Origin of the sequence: Streptomyces sp. NPDC012637, assembly GCF_042954805.1 — a bacterium.
Lineage (GTDB): Bacteria > Actinomycetota > Actinomycetes > Streptomycetales > Streptomycetaceae > Streptomyces.
In genome coordinates, this window is sequence record NZ_JBIBDS010000001.1 from 1733612 (window position 1) to 1753679 (window position 20068).

Consider the following 20068-nt stretch of genomic DNA (forward strand, 5'->3'; position numbering starts at 1 on the left):
CCCCATGGCCATCGACATCGACACGTACGAGAAGGGTGTGCGGGACGGGAAGCGGGCGCTCGTGGCGCGCGCGATCACCCTGGTGGAGTCCACCCGGCCCGCGCACCGCGTGCTCGCGCAGGAGCTGCTGACCCGGCTGCTCCCCTACAGCGGCCGGGCCCGGCGGATCGGGATCAGCGGTGTGCCCGGGGTCGGCAAGTCCACCTTCATCGACGCCTTCGGCACGATGCTGACCGGGCTGGGGCACCGTGTGGCGGTGCTCGCCGTCGACCCGTCCTCGACGCGCACCGGCGGCTCGATCCTGGGCGACAAGACCCGGATGGAACGGCTCGCGGTCGACCCGGCGGCCTTCGTCCGGCCCTCGCCGAGCGCGGGCACGCTCGGCGGTGTCGCCAAGGCGACCCGCGAGTCGATGGTGGTGATGGAGGCCGCCGGTTACGACGTCGTCCTCGTCGAGACGGTCGGCGTGGGCCAGTCGGAGACGACCGTGGCGAACATGGTCGACTCGTTCCTGCTGCTCACCCTCGCCCGCACGGGTGACCAGCTGCAGGGCATCAAGAAGGGCGTCCTGGAGCTGGCGGACGTCGTCGCGGTCAACAAGGCCGACGGCCCGCACGCGACCGACGCCCGCGCCGCCGCGCGCGAACTCGCGGGCGCGTTGCGGCTGATGCACGGCCAGGAGGCCTTCTGGACGCCGCCGGTGCTGAGTTGCAGCGCCCGTGAGTCGGCCGGTCTCGACGAGGTGTGGGGGCGGCTGGAGAAGCACCGCTCGCTGCTCGACGCGACCGGCCGTCTCGACGCCCGGCGCCGGGACCAGCAGGTCGACTGGGCCTGGTCGATGGTCCGTGACGAGCTGCTCGGCCGGCTGCACTCCGACCCGGCCGTCCGGGCGCTCGCGCCGGAGGTGGAGCGGCGGGTCAGGGACGGCGAACTGACGGCGACGCTCGCGGCGGAGCGGATCCTGGGTGCGTTCGGGGACGGGCGCACGCCCTAGCGTTGTCCCCGGTCCGGGCGCGCGCGGACGTACGGATGCCTTCGCGCGCGCCGGACCGGCCGGCCGGTCTCAGCCGATGGTCCACTGCTGCAACGCGGCTCCGGTGTCGGGCTGTTGGGTGACGAGGGCGCCGTTCGTGGTGGACGCCGTGGTCAGCAGCAGTCCGCTGCCGACGGAGGCGACGGTGTGGGCGCCCGAGGACAGGCGGACGATGCGCCAGCGCTGGTTGGCGCCGCCGTGGCAGGTCCACTGGATGACGCGGGCTCCCGGGGCGGTGGAACCGCCTTCGATGTCGGCGCACTTGCCGGACGCGCCGTTCCTCATCTCGTAACTGCCGTCGGCCTGCCGGGTCAGGGTCCACTTCTGGTTGGCGCCGCCGTTCGGCGTCCAGGTGACCAGCCGGGTGCCGTTGGCGGTGCTGCTGTCCGGGTCGTCGAGGGCCTTGCCGCCGGTGGTGAAGGTGCGCACGCCGTCGAGCGCGGACGGGGCGTCGCCGGTCGGGGTGAGCGTGAGGCTCTGCTCGCCCGCCGTCCGGCCGCCGCCGACGGAACTGCCGGTGGTGTCGGTCCAGTTGCGGACGGGCGTGGTCTCGGCGAGCCGGGCGGAGTCGCCGGACAGGCCGAGGACGAGCCCGCTGTAGCGGTTGACCAGCTTGTACGTGCCGGTGGGCGTGTTGTCGGCGGCGGAGGCGCCGCGGATCACGAACCACTCCTGGCCGACGGTGGAGCCGCCCGCGCCGGCCGCGGTGACGGTGGGCTTCGCGCCCCAGGCGCGGCCCGCGGTGCCGGAGGCGGGGACGCCGAGGAGCTGTCCGGTGGAGGCGTTGGCGATGCGGTAGGAGCCGTCGCCCTTGGCCGTGAAGATCCACGATTCGAGCGCGGAGCCGGTGGCGGAGGCCAGGGAGGTGGTGGCGGAGCCGCCCGGCACCTGGGCGAGGACGCGCCCGCCGGCGCTGCCGAGACGGTAGGTCCTGGTCGTGTCCACGGGGGCGGCGGGCCGGTCGGTGCCGATGCTCAGGTTGACGTACTCGCTGCTCGCGCCGCCGGAGCAGCCGAACGAGCAGTACGCGCGGAAGTCCCTGCCGACGATGCCGGAGCCGGTCCGGTTGCCGGCGTCGAGGAACCAGCGGTACCAGGACGCGGTCCTGTAGGTGCCGGTGTCGCCGAGCCTGAACCACTTCTGGGTGGTGAGGTCGTCGGTGGCGTACAGCTCCTGCGGGGCGTTGCCGCTCTGGTCGACGGCCTGCGGTTCGCCGACGTACAGGCCGAGGTGGGCGTTCCAGGTGATGTCCATGACGAACAGCGGTGAGGTGGGCGGGGTCAGGCCGGCCGCGACCTGCTCGCTGACGGTGCCGCCGTTGGCGGGGTCGTACTCCTTCGTCGTCGGCACGTAGCCGGTGGTGCTGTTCGCGCCGACCGGGACCATGGTGCTCTCGCGGCCGCCGACGCCGGACTGGGACCAGGCGCCGCCGTACCACTTCTGCCAGGAGCCGCGGGCCATCTTCGACGCGATCGGGGCGCGGGCGACGTGTCCGTAGAACGCGGCCCAGCCGCCACCCTTGTTGACGATGCGGGAGCCGTAGAAGGCGTAGAACCAGCCGGAGGCGGTGTCGACGAAGAGCCGCGGGTCACCGGTGCCGTAGTGGTACGTCTGCTGCGGGAAGGCGGTGGTGTCGCCGCGCTTCGTGCTGTACGGCGAGGTGATGACGTGGTCCTTGACGGTCCAGGTCCTGCCCTGGTCCTTGGAGACGGCGTAGTCGATGCCGTCGTAGTGGACGCCGTCGGCGAAGGGCTGCGGGGTGAACTCGTTGTGCACGAGGCCGTACCAGTCGCCGGTGTCCGGGTCGACCCACATGCCGGTGAGGTCGCAGTAGTTGCGGTGGGCGTAGCCGCTGCCGGCCGGGGCCTGGGTGGACTCGACGCCGGTGGGGCTGTTGTTGCAGCGCCATGTGGTGTCGTTGTTGCGGTCGTTGGTGTTGGCGGGGTTCACGGCGTCGCTGATGGCGGCGGACCGGGTGGCGGTGTCGAGGTCGGTGCCGGTGAAGAAGGTCCACTTCCTGGGGTCGTTCGTGCCGTAGAGGGCGTGCGCCTGCTGGAAGTAGAAGGTGCCGTCCTTGTCGATGTAGGGGCTGGCGGGGGTGTCGTCGGGGTGCGTCCAGGAGCCCTTGGCGCCGACGGTGACGGTGTAGGCGGCGGTCGGGGACTCGGCGGAGGCCGGGGCGGCGGCGGGTGCGGTGGGGGCGGGCGCGGCGAGCGCGCTGCCGCCGGTCACGGCGAGGGCCGCGGCGGCGAGCACGCCCACGAGTCTGCTGCGCGGAGTGGTCACGAGTACTCCCTGGTGGTGGGGGCCGGGATCGGGAGGTGCCTGTGGTGGCACGGACCTTAGGGGTTCTTTGACCGGTAAAACAAGACTCGGCGCAGGAGTGGGAACCGGCCCTGGGCGCAGGGCTCCGGGCGAACTCCCGGGCGGCCTTGACCCGTTCGGGGGGCGGGGCTACGGTGCGACCTCACGCGAGCGGTGCGACGGGGGCGCGATGGTGACCATGCAGGACGTGGCGGAACGGGCCGGCGTCACCAAGCAGACCGTCTCCAACGTCGTCACGGGCCGCGTGGCCGTACGCCCCGCCACCGAGGCGCGGGTGCGGGCCGCGATCGCCGAACTCGGCTACGTGCCCAACCTGGTGGCCCGCTCGCTGGCGACGGGCAGCACCCGCACGGTGGGCCTCCTCGTGCCGACCGTGTCCGCGCCGTTCTACGCGGACGTGGTCGAGGAGGTCGAGGACGCCCTGGAGGAGCGCGGCTACCACCTTCTGCTGTGCACGACGCGCCTCGACGGCGAGCGCGCCCGGAGGCACCTGGCCGGGCTGACCAGCCGCTCCGTCGACGCCCTCCTGATCGCCGGGGACCAGGGGCTCACCGGACATCTGCCGCTCCTCGCGGACGCCCGCTTCCCGGTGGTGCTGTGCGCGTGGGAGGCGCCGCTGCCGGAACGCTTCCCCGTCGTCACGGTCGACTACGAGCACGGCGGTCATCTGGCGGGCCGTCACCTGCGCGGCCTCGGCCACGAACGCGTGGCGGTCCTCGCCAGTCCCGCCCACGCCGTGCGCGTGGAGGGCTTCCGGCGGGCGTTCCGCGAGGACGGCATCACCGTGCCGGACGCCGCCGTCCACCTGGCCGCGGCCCCCACCTTCCGTGGCGGGCTCGACGCCGCCCTGACCGCCCTGCGGGCGGACCCCGCCACGACGGCCGTCTTCGCCACCCACGACGTGCTCGCCGCGGCGGCGATGGAGGCGGCCCGCGCCCTGGGCCGCTCGGTGCCCGAGGACCTCTCCGTCGTCGCCCACGACGACACCCCCGAAGGCCTCCTCTCGCGCTCCACGCTCACCGGCGTGGTCCTCCCCAAGCGCGAGATGTCCCGCCAGGCCGTCGACGTCGCCCTCCGCGCGATCGCCTCCTCCCCCCGGACGGCCCCCCGGACGGCCCCCCGCCCGCGCCTCCTGCTCCCCCGCCTCGTGGCCGGTACGAGCACGGCCCGGCCGGGGCCGCGTCAGGGAGCCCAGTAGCGGGCGAGGGCACCCTCCTTGTACGGGGCCGGGGACACGCTGAGTTCGCCGGCGAAGGGGCGGTCCAGGACGACGATCAGGAGGAGGCTGAAACCGATCAGGCCGGCGACGCAGGCGACGAAGAGGAGCTGGATGCGCAGTTTGCGCATGCCGTAGAGGAAGGTCAGGGGGATCAGGACGATCGCGCCGCCGAAGGCCAGCACCTGCAGGAGCGGCGGGAGTTCCTGCTCGGCCATGGTGAGACGGGCGCGGCGCTGGGTGGCGACGTCGTCGAGGTGGCCGACCGCCTCCTCGTAGAAGACCTCCTCGCGGGCGGTCTTCGGGTCGTACGCCTGGAGCACGTCGTAGACGCCCTGGAGCTTGTTCGCGGTCGCGCCGTGGCTCGGTTCGCCGGCCCGCATCCGGGGCCACTGGTCCTCGACGACCGCGTGGACGTAGTCGCTCAGCGCGGCGTCGACGCCGGCCCGCACCGGCGGCGGGAAGGCGGCGGCGTCGCGGGCGATGAGCGCCGCGTCGGTGGCCTCGGTCGCCACGATGGTCTGCGTGCTCTCCAACTGCGTCCAGAGGGTCACGATGACGAAGGCGAGGATGATCCCGTAGATCGCGCCGAACATCCCCAGCGTCACCCCGACCATGTCGTTGTGCTCGCCACCGGACAGCGACGGGTACCTGCGGCGCATGACGACGCTGCCGGCGAGGGCGAGGAGGACCGTTCCGCCGACGATGACGACGGTCAGGGTGAAGGTGCCGAAATGATTGAGCAGCCAGAGGGACATGGGCGGGAAGTCTAGACTTGCGGAGTTCGTCCTCCTTTCACGCGGCGGGCCCGCGCCGGGCGCTGCCGCAGGGAGATCACGGTGTCACGTGGGGGGATTCCACCCCATCGGGTGACGACGTGACCGCCGTCGGGCCCGGGCCCGCGTCCCGTTCCGGGCCCGACGGCGGGAGCGCGGGGATCAGCGGCTCGCGTACGGCAGCAGGGCCATCTCCCGGGCGTTCCTGATCGCCGTCGCAAGGGCCCGCTGCTGCTGCGCCGTCACGCGCGTGACGCGGCGGCTGCGGATCTTGCCGCGGTCGGAGATGAACTTCCGGAGCAGATCGGTGTCCTTGTAGTCGATGTACGTGATGCCTGCCGCGTCGAGCGGGTTGGGGCGCGCCTTGACGGGCTTGTGGTGGTCGGTGCGTCGGGCCATGCGGGTTCCCTCTCACATGAGTGCTTGATGACGTGGTCGGTTGACGACGTGCTGACGAGCTGTCGTGGTGACCTGCTACGTGCTGACGTGCTGACGTGCTGACGTGAACGGGCGGCGCCCCGCGGTCAGGCGGCGTCGAGGAGCGCGTCGAAGGCCGGCGGCAGCCGCTTCCACGCCTCGGGTCCGGAGGCGTACTCCGCGTCCGTGAGCAGGCAGGAGTCCAGGAGCCGCTCCAGGCCGTCCCGGTCGAGGCCGGGTGAGGTGAACACGAGGTGCTGGCAGCAGTCACCGTGGTCGGGGTGCCAGTCCAGGGCCGCCGCCGCCCGCCGCATGGGCGGGACCATCTCCCAGGCGGCGTCGGGCAGCGACGCGAGCCAGGGGCCCGCGTTCTCCACGCACAGCGCTCCGCCCGCCGCGTCCCAGGCGAGCAGGGTGTCGGGGCGGTCGGCCAGCCAGAACCGGCCGCGGCTGCGGGCCGCCGCACAGCACAGGTCTTCGAGCGCCTGGTAGAGGCGACCGGGATGGAAGGGCCGGCGGCGGTGCCAGACCAGCGTCGCGACGCCGGCCTCGTCCGCCTCCTGCGGCAGCAGCGCGCACGCGGGGTGCTGGGCGGCCGCCGCGGTCTCGACGTCGAAGCCGGCGAGGGCGGCCCGGGCGAGTTCGACGGAACCGGCCGGCACGCGCAGCGCCGTGGGGTGCAACTGGGCGAGGAGCGCGCGGTCCTCGTCGTCGGCCTCGTCGCTGTCGACGACGGCGAGGACCGGCGCGTACTCCAGCTGCCGGGCCCAGGTGTCGCCGACGGTCCGCTGGTCGGTGGGCGCGGCGGCGAGTCCGGCGTCGGCGAGGTCGTCGCCGTTGCCGAGGTACGGCAGCACGAGCGCGGGGTCCACGGCGGTGATCACGCCGGTCAGGGCCAGCCGGTCGCCGCCGTGGGCGGCGACGACCTCGGCCATGGCCTTCGGCTCGACGGAGTCCCACAGTTCGACGACGGCGAGCCGGGTCAGGCCGCCGTCCGCGAGGCGGGTCAGCTCCGGTACGAGGTCCTCGCGCAGCGCACAGCAGGCGCAGTCGTTGACCAGCGGCGTCTCCCCGCTGGAGAGGGTCCCGGAGGCGTCGCGCACGGTGCGGAGCACGGTGCCGTCGGGTGCGTCGGTCAGGTCGTGGTGGAGCGCGACGCTTCCCGGCACGGTCCGCAGGAGGCGGTCGACGACCTCCTTGCGGGCCTCGGAGTGGAGCCCGGCGACGATCGCGACGGGCATCTGGTGCGGGTGTCCCATCAGCGGGCTCCGTAGCGGCGCTCGAAGCGTTCGACGCGGCCGGCGGTGTCGAGGACGCGAGCGGTGCCCGTGTAGAAGGGGTGGCTCGCCGAGGAGATCTCGACGTCGACGACCGGGTAGGTGTTGCCGTCCTCCCACTCGACGGTCTTGTGGCTGCTCATCGTCGAGCGGGTGAGGAAGGCGGTTCCGGAGGCGGAGTCCCGGAAGACGACGGGGCCGTAGGCGGGGTGGATTCCAGGCTTCATGGCAGGGGTCTCTCAGCAGGGTCGGTGGGCGGGGGCGGGGACGTCCCGCCCGGAGGTCAGCGTTCTTCGCGGAAGTCGACGTGCCGGCCGACGACGGGGTCGTACTTGCGCAGCACGAGGCGGTCGGGGTCGTTGCGCCGGTTCTTGCGCGTCACGTAGGTGAACCCGGTGCCCGCCGTGGAGCGGAGCTTGATGACCGGGCGGATCTCGTTGCGTGCCATGGGCGCTAGTATACGACAATGGTTTTCATTACCGATAACCACTTCCATCGAGAGGGGTAGCCCGACCATGTCCGCCCACTGCCAACTGACCGGCGCCAAGCCGGGATTCGGCAACGCGATCTCCCATTCGCACCGCCGCACGCCGCGCCGCTTCGACCCGAACATCCAGCGCAAGCGCTACTGGCTGCCCAGCGAGGGCCGGCACGTCCGGCTCACGCTGAGCGCCCGGGCGATCAAGACCGTGGACGCGATCGGCATCGAGGCCGCCGTCGCCCGGATCCGTGCGCGAGGAGGCCGCGTCTGATGGCGAAGAAGAGCAAGATCGCGAAGAACGAGAAGCGCAAGGAGACCGTCGCGCGGTACGCGGCCCGCCGGGCGGAGCTCAAGGAGACCGTCCGCCGGCCGTCCTCCACGCCCGCCGAACGCGCCGCCGCCCTCGCGGAGCTGCGGCGCCAGCCGCGCGACGCCAGCGCCACGCGGGTGCGCAACCGCGACGGCGTCGACGGCCGGCCCCGCGGCTACCTCCGCAGGTTCGGCCTCTCCCGGGTACGGACCCGGCAGCAGGCGCACGCGGGCTTCCTGCCCGGAGTGACCAAGTCCTCCTGGTGAGCCGTCCCCTGTCACGGGAGGCCGGGCCCGGTGGTGTCGAGCACGACACCACCGGGCCCGGCCTCCCGGCCCTCCGGCTGGGTACGCTGACGATCTTCCGACAGTGGTCCGGCAGCGAGGGGGAGCATGATCGACGTCGACGGGTACCTGGCCGTGCTGGGGGTGGCCCGGCCGCAGGCGCCGACCGCCGAGGCGCTGTGGGCCCTGCACCGGGCGCAGGTGGAGCGGGTCGCCTACGAGAACCTCGACATCCATCTGGGGCGGCCGACCGGCATCGACGCCACGGAGTCCGCCGCCCGTATCGTCCGCGGGCGCGGCGGCTACTGCTTCCACCTCAACGGGGCCTTCGCCGCACTGCTCACGGCCCTCGGGTACGAGGTGACCCTGCACCGCGCCGGGGTGCAGGAGGAGGTGGAGGACCCCGCGGGCCCGGGCGGTGACCACCTCGCGCTCACCGTGCGGCTCGACGGCGAGCGGTGGCTGGTCGACACCGGGCTCGCGGGCGGGATGTACGAGCCGCTTCCGCTGCGCGAAGGCAGCTACTCCCAGGGGCCGTTCACCTACGCGATGGCCCCGTCGACGGTGGTGCCCGACGGATGGCGGTTCACCCACGATCCCCGCGGCGCGTTCAAGACGATGGTCTTCGCGCCGGAGCCCGTGGAGCTCTCCTCCTTCGCCGAGGAGCACGTCCGGCTGTCCACCTCCCCCGAGTCCGGCTTCGTCCGGGTACTCACCGCCCAGCTCCGCGGCGCCGAAGCCGTGGACGTGCTGCGCGGCCGCGTGCTGCGCCGGATCCACGCCGAGGGCACGGACGAGCGGACCGTCGACTCGGCCGACGACTTCTACGACGTCCTGGTCGGGGTGTTCCGGCTGGACCTGACCGACGTCGACGCGTCCGCGCGCGCGGGGTTGTGGGACCGCGTCCGCGTCGCGCACGAGGAGTGGGAGGCCGCGGAACGGCAGTGAGGGCGCGGCCCGCCCCCGGGCGGCGTACCCGCGGAGAAGTCCGGACGGCAGACGGGCCGCGCGGAGAAGTCCGGACGGCTGGGGCTGCGCTGCAGCCGGACGGCGGGCGGCGCACCCGCGCGCAGAAGCCTGACGGCGGGCGGTGCACCCCCGCGGAGAAGCGGAACGGCCGACGGGCCGCCCGGAGAAGCCGAACGGCCGACGGGCCCCGCGGAGAAGCCGAACGGCGGGCGGGCCGTCCGGAGAGGTCCGGACGGCCCGCCCGCCGCGTCGGCGCGGGCGCGTCAGCGCGTGACGTCGAAGAAGGCGGCGGCCCGCGCCAGGGCCGCCGGGTCCGCCTCCAGGTCGCCCTCGCGGTGGGCGCGGGCGAGGAGCGCGCCGCGCCACTCCATGCCGAGGTAGCCGGCGGTCCGCCGGAGCATGCCCGTGAGCGGTTCGGTGTCGGTGTCGTCGCCCCGGGCGTACGCCGTGACGGCCCACAGGTTCTTGCCCCGCATCCGCTCGCGGAAGCCGAGGTCCGGCAGCCCGCTCCAGCGGGCCCAGTAGTCGAGGTAGAGCTTCGTCGCCGCGGAGACGCTGTACCAGTGGAGCGGCGACGCGACCACGATGTCCGTGCTGTCCAGGGTCGCGTCGAGCAGCACCTTCTCCGCGCCGTCGGGGAGCGGACCGGCCGGACTGGCCGGGAGCGCCAGCTCGCTCAGGCTGAGCCAGCTGCCCGTGGCGTCCGGCGGGAGCCCCTCGGCCGCGTAGCGGGCCAGGGTCTCGGTGTTGCCTCCGCCGCGGGGGCTGCCCAGGATGAAGGCGAAGCTCCGGCTCCGTACCGGTTCGAGCGTGACAGTCACAGCAGTCCTCACTGCTCGTCGTGGTCAGGCGGACCGGTGGGCGGCCGCGCGGCCGTCGGCGACCAGCCGCAGGTGCTCCTCGGCGTCGCGGTGCAGCTGGTCCGAGTAGTCGATGCGGCCGCCGGTGCCGGCGTAACGCAGCTTCCGCGCGCCGGAGGTGCGGCGCAGGATCGTGACGCTGTTCTGCATCAGCTTCTGCGACTCGAGGAGGCTGACGACCTCCAGCTCGCCCGGATGGCGCTCCTGGAACTTCGCGATGTAGCGGCGGACGGCGTCGCCCTCCGGGTAGGTCATCAGGTAGTGCATGACGACGAGGCCGCCGTCGGGGTTGATCAGGGGCCAGAAGTGGTCGAAGAACCACAGGCACTCCCAGGCGTCGACCCAGGCGAAGTCGATGGGCGTGAACTCCTCGGGCAGCTTGTCGAGGGAGTCCTTGAGGTCGGCGTTGACGACGGTGACCCGGTCGTCGAGGCCGAGCTCGGTGAGCACCTCGCGGACGCGGCCCGCGGAGGACTCGGCGATCGACAGGTTGTCGACGGCGGCGAGGCGCGGCTGGTAAGGCTCCAGGTGCAGCGAGGGAGTGACGAGCGGAGGTTCGGCGAGCAGCCAGCTGTCGTCGAGCGCGCGGCCGGCGTCGAGGTGTTCGCGGGTCTTCGCGGCGAGGGCGAGCGATTCCTCGGCGACGGTGCGCTCGGCCTCGGCGAGGGCGGCGGCGAGGAACGGCGTCGTGTAGCCCATTCCCACTTCCAGTACGCGGCGCGGGCGCAGCAGTTGGACGAGGTTGGCGAGGAGCGGGCCGACGACTTCGGTGCCCATTCCGGGCACGGACAGCCGGGCCACCGCCGAACGGAACTCTTCACTGTGAATCGAATGAGGCATTTCCATCCCTTGGTAAACGGGTAAACGGGGGTGTCGAACCGACTGGGAGAGGCCCACTCATGGTTTCCGGCGCGCGGTTGCCCTAACAACGCCCTGACCTAACATGTATGCGCAGCGCATGATCACGCAGGGGGGCAAATGTCACAAACAGGGTGTGATAGCACGCCATGTGGACCAGGACTGTGCGAGCCTGGACTACGTCGTTACGAGAGCGCCGTCGCCGCCGGGTCGATACCGGCCGACCCGCCGGTCCACTGCGCGACGGAGCTCGGACTGCTCGAGCCGGTACCGGGTGAACCGGGCCTGCTCGTACCGGTCACTCCGGCGATCGCCGCAGGTAGGACCCTGGCGCCGCTGGAGCACACGCTCGCCGAGGGCCGTCGTCGGCTGGACGCTCTGACCAAGTCCTTCGAGACGGCTGAGGCCGTGTACACCGAGGCCCGGCAGAGCGGCCCGCAGTACTCGACGGTGCTGCGGGGTGCCGGTCAGATCGCCGAGACGATCGACGTGGCGGTGGGACTGTGCAAGGCGGAGCTGCTGACCGCCCAGCCGGGCGGCCGGCGTCCTCCGGAGATCCTGGAAACGGTCGTCCGGCGCAATCTGGAACTCCTGTCGAGGGGCGTCTCGCAACGCACCCTCTATCAGCATGCGGTGTGGAATCACCCGCCCACGGCCGATTACATCCGGACCGTCGCGGAAGCCGGCGGAAGTATCCGTACCGTTGACGAAATGTTCGACCGGGTCATCATCTGCGACCGCACGGTCGCTTTCATTCCGACGCTTTCCGATTCCCCGGACGAGGCGCTGGAGGTGCGGGACCCGCACGTCGTCCGGTATCTGGCCAATGTCTTCGAGTACGCCTGGGCCCGCGGCACCCCGGTGGACCCGGCTGCCGGGAAGCGACCGGAGATCGTCGTCTCCGAGCTCGAGCAGAGCATCGTGCGCTTCCTGGTCGCCGGTCACACCGAGGAGAAGATCGCCCGCGGTCTGGGCATCAGCCGGCGGACCGTGGCCGAGTACATCAGCCGGATCTCGCGGCGCCTCGGCAGCGTCAGCCGGGCCCAGCTGGGCTATCTGATCGCCACCAAGGGACTGTTGCCGGACCCCGAGAACGAACGGCCCTGCCCGCCCTGACGGTCGGGGCCCGGACCGGGCCGCCCGGGGTCGCTGGGCGGCCCGTGCCTACAGCCCCGCCGCGGTCCTGAGCGCGTCGACGCGGTCGGTGCGCTCCCAGGTGAACTCCGGCAGTTCGCGGCCGAAGTGCCCGTAGGCGGCGGTCCGGGAGTAGATGGGGCGGAGCAGGTCGAGATCGCGGATGATCGCGGCCGGGCGGAGGTCGAAGACCTCCGTCACGGCCTTCTCGATCGTCGCCACCGGCGCCTGCTCCGTCCCGAAGGTCTCGATGAAGAGGCCGACCGGCTCGGCCTTGCCGATCGCGTACGCGACCTGGACCTCGCAGCGGCGGGCAAGTCCGGCCGCGACCACGTTCTTGGCGACCCAGCGCATGGCGTACGCGGCCGAGCGGTCCACCTTCGACGGGTCCTTGCCGGAGAAGGCACCGCCGCCGTGGCGGGCCATGCCGCCGTACGTGTCGATGATGATCTTCCGGCCGGTGAGGCCGGCGTCGCCCATCGGGCCGCCGATCTCGAAGCGCCCGGTCGGGTTGACCAGCAGCCGGTAGCCGTCGGTGTCGAGCTTGATGCCGTCCTGGTCCAGCCGGGCCAGGACGTGCTCGACGACATGGGTGCGGATGTCGGGCGCGAGCAGCCCGTCCAGGTCGACGTCGGCGGCGTGCTGCGAGGACACGACCACCGTGTCGAGGCGGACGGCCCGGTCGCCGTCGTACTCGATGGTGACCTGCGTCTTGCCGTCCGGGCGCAGGTAGGGGACCGTCCCGTCCTTGCGGACCTCGGTGAGGCGCCGCGCCAGCCGGTGCGCCAGGTGGATCGGCAGCGGCATCAGCTCGGCCGTCTCGTCGCAGGCGTAGCCGAACATCAGGCCCTGGTCGCCGGCGCCCTGCCGGTCCAGGTCGTCCACCTCGTCGCCCCCGGTCTCGACCCGGGCCTCGTAGGCGGTGTCGACGCCCTGCGCGATGTCCGGCGACTGCGCGCCGATCGACACCGTCACGCCGCAGGAGGCACCGTCGAAGCCCTTGAGGGAGGAGTCGTAGCCGATCTCCAGGATCCGGTCCCGGACGAGCTGGGCGATCGGCGCGTACGCGGAGGTCGAGACCTCGCCGGCGACGTGCACCTGGCCGGTGGTGATCAGGGTCTCCACGGCGACCCGCGAGCTGGGGTCCTGGGCGAGCAGCGCGTCGAGGATCGTGTCGCTGATCTGGTCGGCGATCTTGTCGGGGTGGCCCTCGGTCACGGACTCCGAGGTGAACAGTCGACGTGTCATGTGCGTGGCTCCAGAAGGGAGTTGCGGGCGGCGGTGACGTCACGGCCGATGCTGTGGCAGACCGCCGCGGCGTGGTCGAACAGGTAGAAGTGGCCTCCGGGCCAGGAGTGCCGGGCGGTCGCGGCGGTGGTGCGGCCGGCCCAGGGGGCGGCGAGCCCCGGGTGGGCGACCGGGTCGTCCTCGCCGGTGAACAGGGACAGGGGCACCCGCAGCGGCGGGCCGGGGTGCTCCTCGTACGTGTCGACGACGGCGAGGTCGCCGCGCAGCGCTTCCACCATCGGGCCGACGATGTCGGGGATCGCGAGGACCTCCTCGGGCGTGCCGCCGAGGTCCCGCATGAAGGCGGTCAGCCGCTCCCGCGACCACAGGTGCCGCTGGGCGCGGTCGGGCCGGTGGCCGGGCGCGGGGGCGCCGGAGAGGCCCACCCAGAGGGGCGCCGGCCCGTCCTGGGAGAGCTCACGGGCCAGTTCGTACGCGACGAGGGCGCCCATGCTGTGGCCGAAGACGCCGTAGGGGCCGTCGAGCACGCGCCGGGTGAGCGGGGCGAGCCACGCCACCGCCTCGGCGGTGGAGCGGCAGCCGCCCTCGCCCATGGCCATCAGCCGGCCCGGGAGGTCCACGGCGAGCACCCGCCAGTCGGCGGGCAGGTGCCTCAGGAACGGCGCGAAGGCCGCCGCCGAGCCTCCGGCGTGGTGGACGAGGAGCAGCGTGAAGCCTCCCTGGGCCCCGTCGGCCCCGTCCGCGGGTCCCGGCTCGGGCCCGGTGACCGGAGCGAGGAAACGCCGCAGGTCCTTCCAGCCCGCGTACGGGCGTACGGGAGCGGTCATCGTCCTCGGTACTCCATCGCCGTCACGCCCCAGCTGAAGCCCATGCCGCTGGTCGCGACGAGCACGAGGTCGCCGGGCTCGACGCGCTTCCCGTCGATGAGGTCGCCGAGCGCGATGAACGGGTCGGAGCCGCCCATGTGCCCGTACCGGTGGTAGTTGAAGACGCTCTTCTCCGCCGGGATGCCGAGCTTGGCGAGGAGCTTCTCGTGCATGCCCTTGTCGCCCTGGTTGATGAGGAACCAGTCGACGTCCTCGATGCGCCTGCCGAGGGTGCCGAGCACGTCGTCGACGCGGGCCGGGAAGTTCTCCAGGTAGGCGTCGCCGAGTCCCTGCCTGCGGCCGCGGCGGCGCATGAGGACGCGGTCGTCCTCCACGTCGCCGGAGTAGTAGTCGGCCCAGGACGGGTCGGTGCGGACGGCGGTCGCCAGCACGTCGAGCAGGCAGTCCTCGCGGCCGAGGAGGAGGGCGGCGGGCGCGTCGCCGAAGTTGAACAGGGCCTTGGACTCGGCGTCCTCGTGGTCGACCAGCCGGCTGAGCCGGTCGCCGACGAGCACGAGGGCGTACCGGGCGGTGCCCAGGGCGAGTTCGGCGAGCGCGGTGCGCACGGCCGTCATGCCGCCGTTGCAGAAGTTGGTGACCTCGTAGCAGTGGGCGTTGCCGATGCCCAGTTCGTCGGCGACCTTGGCGGCCGGCGACCAGAACGGCAGGTCCCACTCCCCCGACCCGGCGTAGAGGACGAGGCCGATGTCGTCCGGGTCGATCCCGTTGCGCTCCAGGACCGTGCGGCCGGCGGCCGCGGCCAGCTCCCAGGCGGCCTCGTCCTCGTCGAGGGCGGGGAAGCTCTCGGTGTGGGTGATGGCCAGGATGTCGGCCACGGGCACGCCCGAGGACTCGTGCAGCTCCCGTACGTCCACCGTCGACGACGGGAACACCACCTCGAAGTCGACGATTCCGCCCACGGCCCTCGATCCCTCTTCCGTTTCCGCTCGTACTGGCTGCCGGGTCATGACGCCGGGCCCTCGCCGTCGGCGGTCGTGCGCTCGCGCAGCCGGTTCAGGTGCTCCAGGCTCGCCAGGACGGCGGGCGTGGGGAGCCCGAAGTCGATCAGGCAGGCGACCTCGTCCACGCCGATCGCGCGGAACCGCTCCACCATCCGCTCGGCCTTGTCGACGGTGCCGAGGAGGCCGCCGTCGTCGAAGTAGCGGTCGAAGGACCTGGCCACGATGAAGTCGACGTCCTCCGGCGACAGCTTGGAGGCGTCGATGCGCCGGCCGTCGAGCTGCGAGCCGAGCAGCAGCCCGAGGGAGCTGCGCAGGTAGTCGCCGAGCGGGGCCCGTACGGTCTCGCGTACGGCGTCCTCGTCCTCGCCGAGGAAGGCGTGCACCATGAGGGCGACGTGGCCGGTCCAGCCGTCGGGGCGGCCGAGTGCGGCGACGGCCTTGCGGTACTCGGCGATCTTGTGCGCGAGGTCGTCGAGGTCCTGGCCGAGCAGATGGGTGAGCAGCCCGGAGCCGGACCGGCCGGCGTTGCGGAAGGTCTCGACGCCGCCGGCGCTGGTCACCCAGACCGGGAGCTCGGGCTGCACCGGCGGCGGGTAGATCCCGAGCCGCTGCTCGTTGCCGACGCCGTCGGTGACGGCGATCCGCTCACCGCGCCACAGGGCGCGGACCTGCTCCACCTGGTCGAGCAGGATCTGCCGGCGGTTCTCGTAGTTCTCCGGGCGCAGCGCGAAGTCGGTGGCGTGCCACCCGGAGGCGAAGGAGAGGCCCACCCGGCCGTTCGACAGGTTGTCGACGACCGACCACTCCTCCGCGATGCGCAGCGGGTGGTGGAGCGGGGCGACGACGCTGCCCGCCCGGATGCCGATGCGTTCGGTCACGGCGGCGACGGCGGCGCCGGTCACCGACGGGTTGGGGTAGAGGCCGCCGAAGGGGTGGAAGTGCCGCTCGGGCGTCCACACCGCGCTGAAGCCGTTGCGGTCGGCGAACTTCGCTCCTTCGAGCAGGAGTTCGTAGCGGTTGTCGGCGGCGCCCGTGCTGTCGTTGGCGAAGTAGAAGAGGCTGAAGTCCATGGCGTGCGTTCTCCGATCGGGCGGCGGTCAGGAGGCGACGGCCGCTTCGGCGCCCGTCTCGGGGGCCGGCTTGCGGGTGCGTTCGGCCCAGGACGCCACCGCGGGCGCGGCGAGACCGGCGGCGAGCAGGAGGGCGGCGAAGACCACCCAGGCCGGCCAGCCGAGCCGGACGATGAGCAGCGTGGCGAGGGCCGGGGTGACCATCGAGCCGAGCTGGGTCGACATGCCGAACATGCCCTGGTACTGCCCCTGGGCGTGGTCCGGGGCCAGGCCGAAGGCCAGGGACCACGAGCCGGCGCTGTAGAGCATCTCGCCGATGACGTGGACGACGGCTCCGGCGAGCAGGGCGGCGACGGCGACCCACACCGGGCGGTCGGCGGCGAGCGCGAAGAGCCCGCAGCACAGCGCGAGGAAGACCCCGCAGCGGCGCAGGGTGCGGGCCCCGCCGCGGACGTCCTCGCTGCCCTTGCCGGCCCGGACCTGGAAGAGCACGACCATGATCGTGTTCAGGATGAGGATCACGGAGTAGAGCCACTTCGGGGCGTCGGTGTGGCCGGTGATCCAGATGGGCAGCGCCACGGTGAGGATGGCGACGTTCATCACCAGGACCGAGTTGAGCAGGGCGACGGCGGCGTACGGGAGGTCGCGCAGGACCACCCACTTGGGTCCGCTGTTCTCCTTGGCCGCGGGCTCGACCGACGGGACCGTCATGTAGGCGGCGCCGGCGATCAGGAACATCGCGCCGCCCGCGATGAGCAGGCCGACGTAGGCGGGCCGGCTGTCGAACCAGAGGGCGACGGCGCCGGCGGCGGCGCCGAGGGTCACGCCGAGGTTGCTGACCGCCCGCATGTAGGACCAGGCGCGGACGCGGTCCTCCTGCGGGATGAGCCCGGCGATCAGGGCGCCGCGCGCGGCGTCGGTGGAGGACTCGGCCATCAGGGCGAGGCTGGTCACCACGACGAGGGCGGCGAAGCTCTCGACGAAGGCGTAGGCGCCGACGAACACGCCGAGCAGCAGCAGGAATCCGACGGTGGTGTTGCGGGGGCCCATGACGTCGGCGAGCCGGCCGGCCGGGATGCTGGCGGCCATGGCCATGGCCGCGCCGATGCTCAGGGCGAGGCCGACCTGTTCGGCGGGGATGCCGACGGTACGGGTGAAGAACAGCACGCTGACGGCCATGAGGACGCCGTGCCCCGCGGTCTTGGCGAAGTTGCTCAGGCAGAGCGTCCGGACGATGCCGGGCGGCGGGATGATGTCATCGAGAATCGCCATGGTGGCCTCCGTGGCCGCCGGCCGGTCCGGCCGCGGCGAGGTCGTGGGACTGGAGCTCGCTGGTGATGCGCGGCCGGTCGATCTTGCCGTTGGGGTTGAGCGGCAGGGTGTCCAGGTGCCGGAATCGCCGGGGCACCATGTGGACCGGGACGCGCTTGCGCAGCCAGCGGCCGAGGGGCTGGGGCTCGACGGCGGTGCCGGTGTGGCAGCCGACGAGTTCGACGTCGTCGCCGTTCCTCAGGGCGATGACGACGGCCTGGTCGATGTCCGGGTGGCGGCGCATCGCGGCCTCGATCTCGCCGAGCTCGATGCGGTAGCCGCGGACCTTCACCTGGTTGTCGAGCCGGCCGAGGTGCACGAGCCGGCCGTCCTCCCAGCGCACCCGGTCGCCGGTCCGGTAGTAGTGCTCCGCGCTGAGCGGGCCCTCCCCGTCGTACGGGGTGACGCCGTCGTCGTAGGCGAGGAAGCGCCCGCGGTTGTCGGCGGGGTCGAGATAGCCGTCGAAGCGCTGGGAGCCGCGGACGACCAGCTCGCCCTCCGTGGCGGGCCTGCCGTCCTCGTCGAGCACCAGGTGCTCGAGGAAGTCGTACACGGGCCCGATCGGGACGGTGTCGTTGGAGGTGGCGGGCCAGTCCGCCGGGTCGGCCGGCAGGGCGAACTCGGTGCAGGCGACGGTGAGTTCGGTGGGGCCGTAGACGTTCTCGATGGCGGCCTGCGGAGCGACCGCGTGCCAGGCGCGGGCCTGGTCGTAGGACAGCTGCTCGCCGATGAACACGCTCATCCGCAGACCGGTGGCCAGGCCGGCGGGCAGGTTGCCGAGCTGGGCGCTGACGGACACCACGGACGGCACCGAGAACCAGTGGGTGATGCCGTTGTCGACGATGTAGTCGACGGGCGAGAGGAGTTCGGCCCGGCCGGGCACCACGAGGGTGGCGCCGCCGCCCCAGGTGACGAAGAGGTCGAAGACCGACGGGTCGAAGGTCAGGTCGAAGGTGTGGGAGGTGCGGCAGCCGGGGCCGATGCCGTAGCGCGCGATGTTGTGCGCCAGGTACGGGCCGAGGTTGCGGTGCCGGATCGGCACGCCCTTGGGGCGGCCGGTCGAGCCCGAGGTGAACAGGACGTACGCCACGTCGTCCGGGCCCGTGGTGTACGGCGGGAGGTCCGCCGCCGGGGCGGCCGCCGCGCGTCCGGCGGCGGCGACCTCCTCGGCGTCCAGGCGCAGTTCGGTGGGCACGCAGCCGGCGAGTTCGCCGTCGAGCTGGGCGGCGTCGGCGGAGTCGACGACCAGCACCTCGGTGCCCGCGAGCTCCACGATCATCCGGTTGCGCTGCACCGGGAAGGCCGGGTTGACCGGGGTGACGGTCGCGCCGAGCCGCTGGCCCGCCAGATAGGCGGCGAGGACCGCGACGGAGCGGGTCGCCATGACGGAGATCCGGCGGGGCGCGGAGCCGTGCGCCGCCAGGATCCGGGCGGCGACGTGCTCGGCGGCGCGGCGCAGCTCGCGGTAGCTCAGGACGGCGCCGCCGGCCTCCAGGGCGGGCTCGTCCGGGTGCCGCTCGGCGGTGCGGTCGAACCACTCGTACAGGGTGCCCGGGACCTGCGTGTCAGCCATGCGACACCTCGCCGGCGGGCACGGTCAGGTCGGGCGCGTCGAGCCGCATCGTGGTCGGCGGCTCCTGCCGTACGGGCTCGATGTGCAGCAGCTCGATGCCGTCCCGGTCCGGGCCGGTGACCGCCGCGGCGCACGGGCAGGCGTCGCCGGTGAAGCCGGCGAAGCGGTAGGCGACCTCCATCATCCGGTTGCGCTCGGTGCGCCGGAAGTCGGCGGCCAGGTGGACGCCCGCGGCGGCGGCACGGTCGGTGAGCCAGCGCAGGATGACGGCGCCGGCGCCGAAGGACACGACCCGGCAGGAGGTGGCGAGCAGCTTCAGGTGCCAGACGCCGGGGAGGCGTTCGAGCAGCACGATGCCGACGGCGCCGTGGTCGCCGAAGCGGTCGCGGAGCTCGATGACCAGCACCTCGTGGCCCGGGTCGGCGAGCAGGCCGCGCAGCTCGGCGTCGCCGTAGTGGACGCCGGTGGCGTTCATCTGGCTGGTGCGCAGGGTGAGTTCCTCGACCCGGGCCAGGTCCTCGTCGGCGGCCCGCCGGATCGTCATGACGAGGTCGAGGGTGCGCAGGAACTCCTCGTCGGCGCCGGGGAACTCCTGGCGGGCCGCCTCGCGGCGGAAGCCCGCCTGGTACATCTCGCGGCGCCGGCGCGAGTCGGCGGTGGTGACGGGGCTGAACTCGGGGCGTCCGGTGAGCTCCAGGACCTCCTCGGCTCGGTAGCAGCGCACCTCGGGGAGGTGGTGGGCGACCTCGGCGCGCTCGGCGGGCTGGTCGTCGACGAAGGCGATCGTCTTGAGCGCGAAGTTCAGCTGCTCGGCGATGTTCCGCACGGAGCCGGACTTGGCGCCCCAGCCGATGTGCGGGTGCACGAAGTACTCGGCGACGCCCAGCTGCTCCAGCCGCTCCCAGGCGTGGTCGTGGTCGTTCTTGCTGGCCACGGCCTGGAGGATGCCGCGCTCGTCGAGGGTGGTGATCACCTCGCGCACCTCGTCGGAGAGCACGACCTCGCCGTCCTCCAGCAGGGTGCCCTGCCACAGGGTGTTGTCGAGGTCCCACACCAGGCACTTGACGGTCGTGACGTCCTGCACGGTCTCCGTCATGA

21 protein-coding genes are annotated in these 20068 nt (G+C 72.7%); 6 read left to right on the plus strand and 15 right to left on the minus strand.

Translation table 11 applies throughout. From position 1 onward, the window contains the following. Positions 1–4: 4 nt before the first annotated feature. The gene (gene meaB, locus ACFY8W_RS07735) at positions 5–994 is read left to right on the plus strand and encodes a methylmalonyl Co-A mutase-associated GTPase MeaB (RefSeq protein ID WP_391101475.1); all 990 of its coding nucleotides are present in this window, start codon (positions 5–7) and stop codon (positions 992–994) included. Positions 995–1063: 69 nt separating this feature from the next. On the opposite strand, the gene ACFY8W_RS07740 is transcribed toward meaB, so the two are convergent. Then, complete coding sequence (locus tag ACFY8W_RS07740; protein ID WP_391101477.1) at positions 1064–3319, minus strand: RICIN domain-containing protein; 2256 nt, start codon at positions 3317–3319, stop codon at positions 1064–1066. Between the two features lie 208 nt (positions 3320–3527). Between ACFY8W_RS07740 and ACFY8W_RS07745 the strand changes: the two genes are divergently transcribed. Further along, positions 3528–4556 (plus strand): substrate-binding domain-containing protein, encoded by a 1029-nt coding sequence (locus tag ACFY8W_RS07745; protein WP_391101479.1) that lies wholly within the window; start codon positions 3528–3530, stop codon positions 4554–4556. Here ACFY8W_RS07745 and ACFY8W_RS07750 read toward each other — a convergent pair. From ACFY8W_RS07750 to rpmG, 5 genes are all read right to left on the minus strand, one after another. Continuing rightward, positions 4541–5332 (minus strand): DUF4239 domain-containing protein, encoded by a 792-nt coding sequence (locus tag ACFY8W_RS07750; RefSeq protein ID WP_391101481.1) that lies wholly within the window; start codon positions 5330–5332, stop codon positions 4541–4543. The genes ACFY8W_RS07745 and ACFY8W_RS07750 overlap by 16 nt on opposite strands. A 180-nt stretch (positions 5333–5512) precedes the next feature. Further along, positions 5513–5749, minus strand: coding sequence for a 30S ribosomal protein S18 (gene rpsR / locus ACFY8W_RS07755; protein ID WP_391101483.1), 237 nt, complete (start codon positions 5747–5749; stop codon positions 5513–5515). 125 nt (positions 5750–5874) lie between these two features. Then, the gene (locus ACFY8W_RS07760; RefSeq protein ID WP_391101486.1) at positions 5875–7026 is read right to left on the minus strand and encodes a GTP-binding protein; all 1152 of its coding nucleotides are present in this window, start codon (positions 7024–7026) and stop codon (positions 5875–5877) included. Continuing rightward, a complete protein-coding gene (locus ACFY8W_RS07765) occupies positions 7026–7271 on the minus strand; it encodes a type B 50S ribosomal protein L31 (protein ID WP_391101488.1) in 246 nt (81 codons plus the stop codon). The genes ACFY8W_RS07760 and ACFY8W_RS07765 overlap by 1 nt, the downstream gene beginning before the upstream one ends. Before the next feature lie 56 nt (positions 7272–7327). Next, the gene (gene rpmG / locus ACFY8W_RS07770) at positions 7328–7492 is read right to left on the minus strand and encodes a 50S ribosomal protein L33 (protein ID WP_099198435.1); all 165 of its coding nucleotides are present in this window, start codon (positions 7490–7492) and stop codon (positions 7328–7330) included. A gap of 67 nt (positions 7493–7559) precedes the next feature. On the opposite strand from rpmG, the gene rpmB reads away from it, so the two are divergent. From rpmB to ACFY8W_RS07785, 3 genes are all read left to right on the plus strand, one after another. Beyond that, positions 7560–7796 carry a 50S ribosomal protein L28 gene (rpmB, locus tag ACFY8W_RS07775; RefSeq protein WP_391101491.1) on the plus strand — a complete coding sequence of 79 codons (237 nt, stop codon included), beginning with the start codon at positions 7560–7562 and terminating at the stop codon, positions 7794–7796. Further along, positions 7796–8101 (plus strand): 30S ribosomal protein S14, encoded by a 306-nt coding sequence (gene rpsN / locus ACFY8W_RS07780; RefSeq protein ID WP_391101493.1) that lies wholly within the window; start codon positions 7796–7798, stop codon positions 8099–8101. Before rpmB ends, rpsN begins: the two co-directional genes overlap by 1 nt. 126 nt (positions 8102–8227) lie before the next feature. Beyond that, a complete protein-coding gene (locus ACFY8W_RS07785) occupies positions 8228–9067 on the plus strand; it encodes an arylamine N-acetyltransferase (RefSeq protein WP_391101495.1) in 840 nt (279 codons plus the stop codon). Positions 9068–9351: 284 nt separating this feature from the next. On the opposite strand, the gene ACFY8W_RS07790 is transcribed toward ACFY8W_RS07785, so the two are convergent. Both ACFY8W_RS07790 and ACFY8W_RS07795 read right to left on the minus strand, forming a co-directional pair. Further along, positions 9352–9909, minus strand: a complete 558-nt coding sequence (locus ACFY8W_RS07790; RefSeq protein WP_391101496.1) for an NAD(P)H-dependent oxidoreductase — start codon at positions 9907–9909, stop codon at positions 9352–9354. Between the two features lie 24 nt (positions 9910–9933). Continuing rightward, a complete protein-coding gene (locus ACFY8W_RS07795) occupies positions 9934–10788 on the minus strand; it encodes a class I SAM-dependent methyltransferase (protein WP_391101497.1) in 855 nt (284 codons plus the stop codon). A 426-nt stretch (positions 10789–11214) separates the two neighbouring features. Between ACFY8W_RS07795 and ACFY8W_RS07800 the strand changes: the two genes are divergently transcribed. Then, positions 11215–11922: a LuxR C-terminal-related transcriptional regulator gene (locus ACFY8W_RS07800; RefSeq protein ID WP_391101498.1), complete on the plus strand. Its 708-nt coding sequence runs from the start codon at positions 11215–11217 to the stop codon at positions 11920–11922. Positions 11923–11970: 48 nt separating this feature from the next. On the opposite strand, the gene metK is transcribed toward ACFY8W_RS07800, so the two are convergent. From metK to ACFY8W_RS07835, 7 genes are read right to left on the minus strand one after another with little or no spacing between them, the layout of a single operon-like run. Beyond that, the gene (metK, locus tag ACFY8W_RS07805) at positions 11971–13188 is read right to left on the minus strand and encodes a methionine adenosyltransferase (protein WP_391101500.1); all 1218 of its coding nucleotides are present in this window, start codon (positions 13186–13188) and stop codon (positions 11971–11973) included. Beyond that, positions 13185–14015, minus strand: a complete 831-nt coding sequence (locus ACFY8W_RS07810) for an alpha/beta fold hydrolase (RefSeq protein ID WP_391101501.1) — start codon at positions 14013–14015, stop codon at positions 13185–13187. Before ACFY8W_RS07810 ends, metK begins: the two co-directional genes overlap by 4 nt. Beyond that, on the minus strand, positions 14012–14974 hold the full coding sequence (locus ACFY8W_RS07815) for a 3-oxoacyl-[acyl-carrier-protein] synthase III C-terminal domain-containing protein (RefSeq protein ID WP_391101502.1): 963 nt from the start codon (positions 14972–14974) through the stop codon (positions 14012–14014). The genes ACFY8W_RS07810 and ACFY8W_RS07815 overlap by 4 nt, the downstream gene beginning before the upstream one ends. 44 nt (positions 14975–15018) lie before the next feature. Beyond that, positions 15019–16086, minus strand: a complete 1068-nt coding sequence (locus ACFY8W_RS07820; protein ID WP_391101503.1) for a MupA/Atu3671 family FMN-dependent luciferase-like monooxygenase — start codon at positions 16084–16086, stop codon at positions 15019–15021. Between the two features lie 27 nt (positions 16087–16113). Next, the gene (locus ACFY8W_RS07825; RefSeq protein ID WP_391101506.1) at positions 16114–17358 is read right to left on the minus strand and encodes an MFS transporter; all 1245 of its coding nucleotides are present in this window, start codon (positions 17356–17358) and stop codon (positions 16114–16116) included. Beyond that, positions 17342–18970 carry an amino acid adenylation domain-containing protein gene (locus ACFY8W_RS07830; protein WP_391101508.1) on the minus strand — a complete coding sequence of 543 codons (1629 nt, stop codon included), beginning with the start codon at positions 18968–18970 and terminating at the stop codon, positions 17342–17344. Before ACFY8W_RS07830 ends, ACFY8W_RS07825 begins: the two co-directional genes overlap by 17 nt. Then, the gene (locus ACFY8W_RS07835) at positions 18963–20066 is read right to left on the minus strand and encodes an HAD-IIIC family phosphatase (protein WP_391101511.1); all 1104 of its coding nucleotides are present in this window, start codon (positions 20064–20066) and stop codon (positions 18963–18965) included. The genes ACFY8W_RS07830 and ACFY8W_RS07835 overlap by 8 nt, the downstream gene beginning before the upstream one ends. Positions 20067–20068 lie beyond the last annotated feature (2 nt).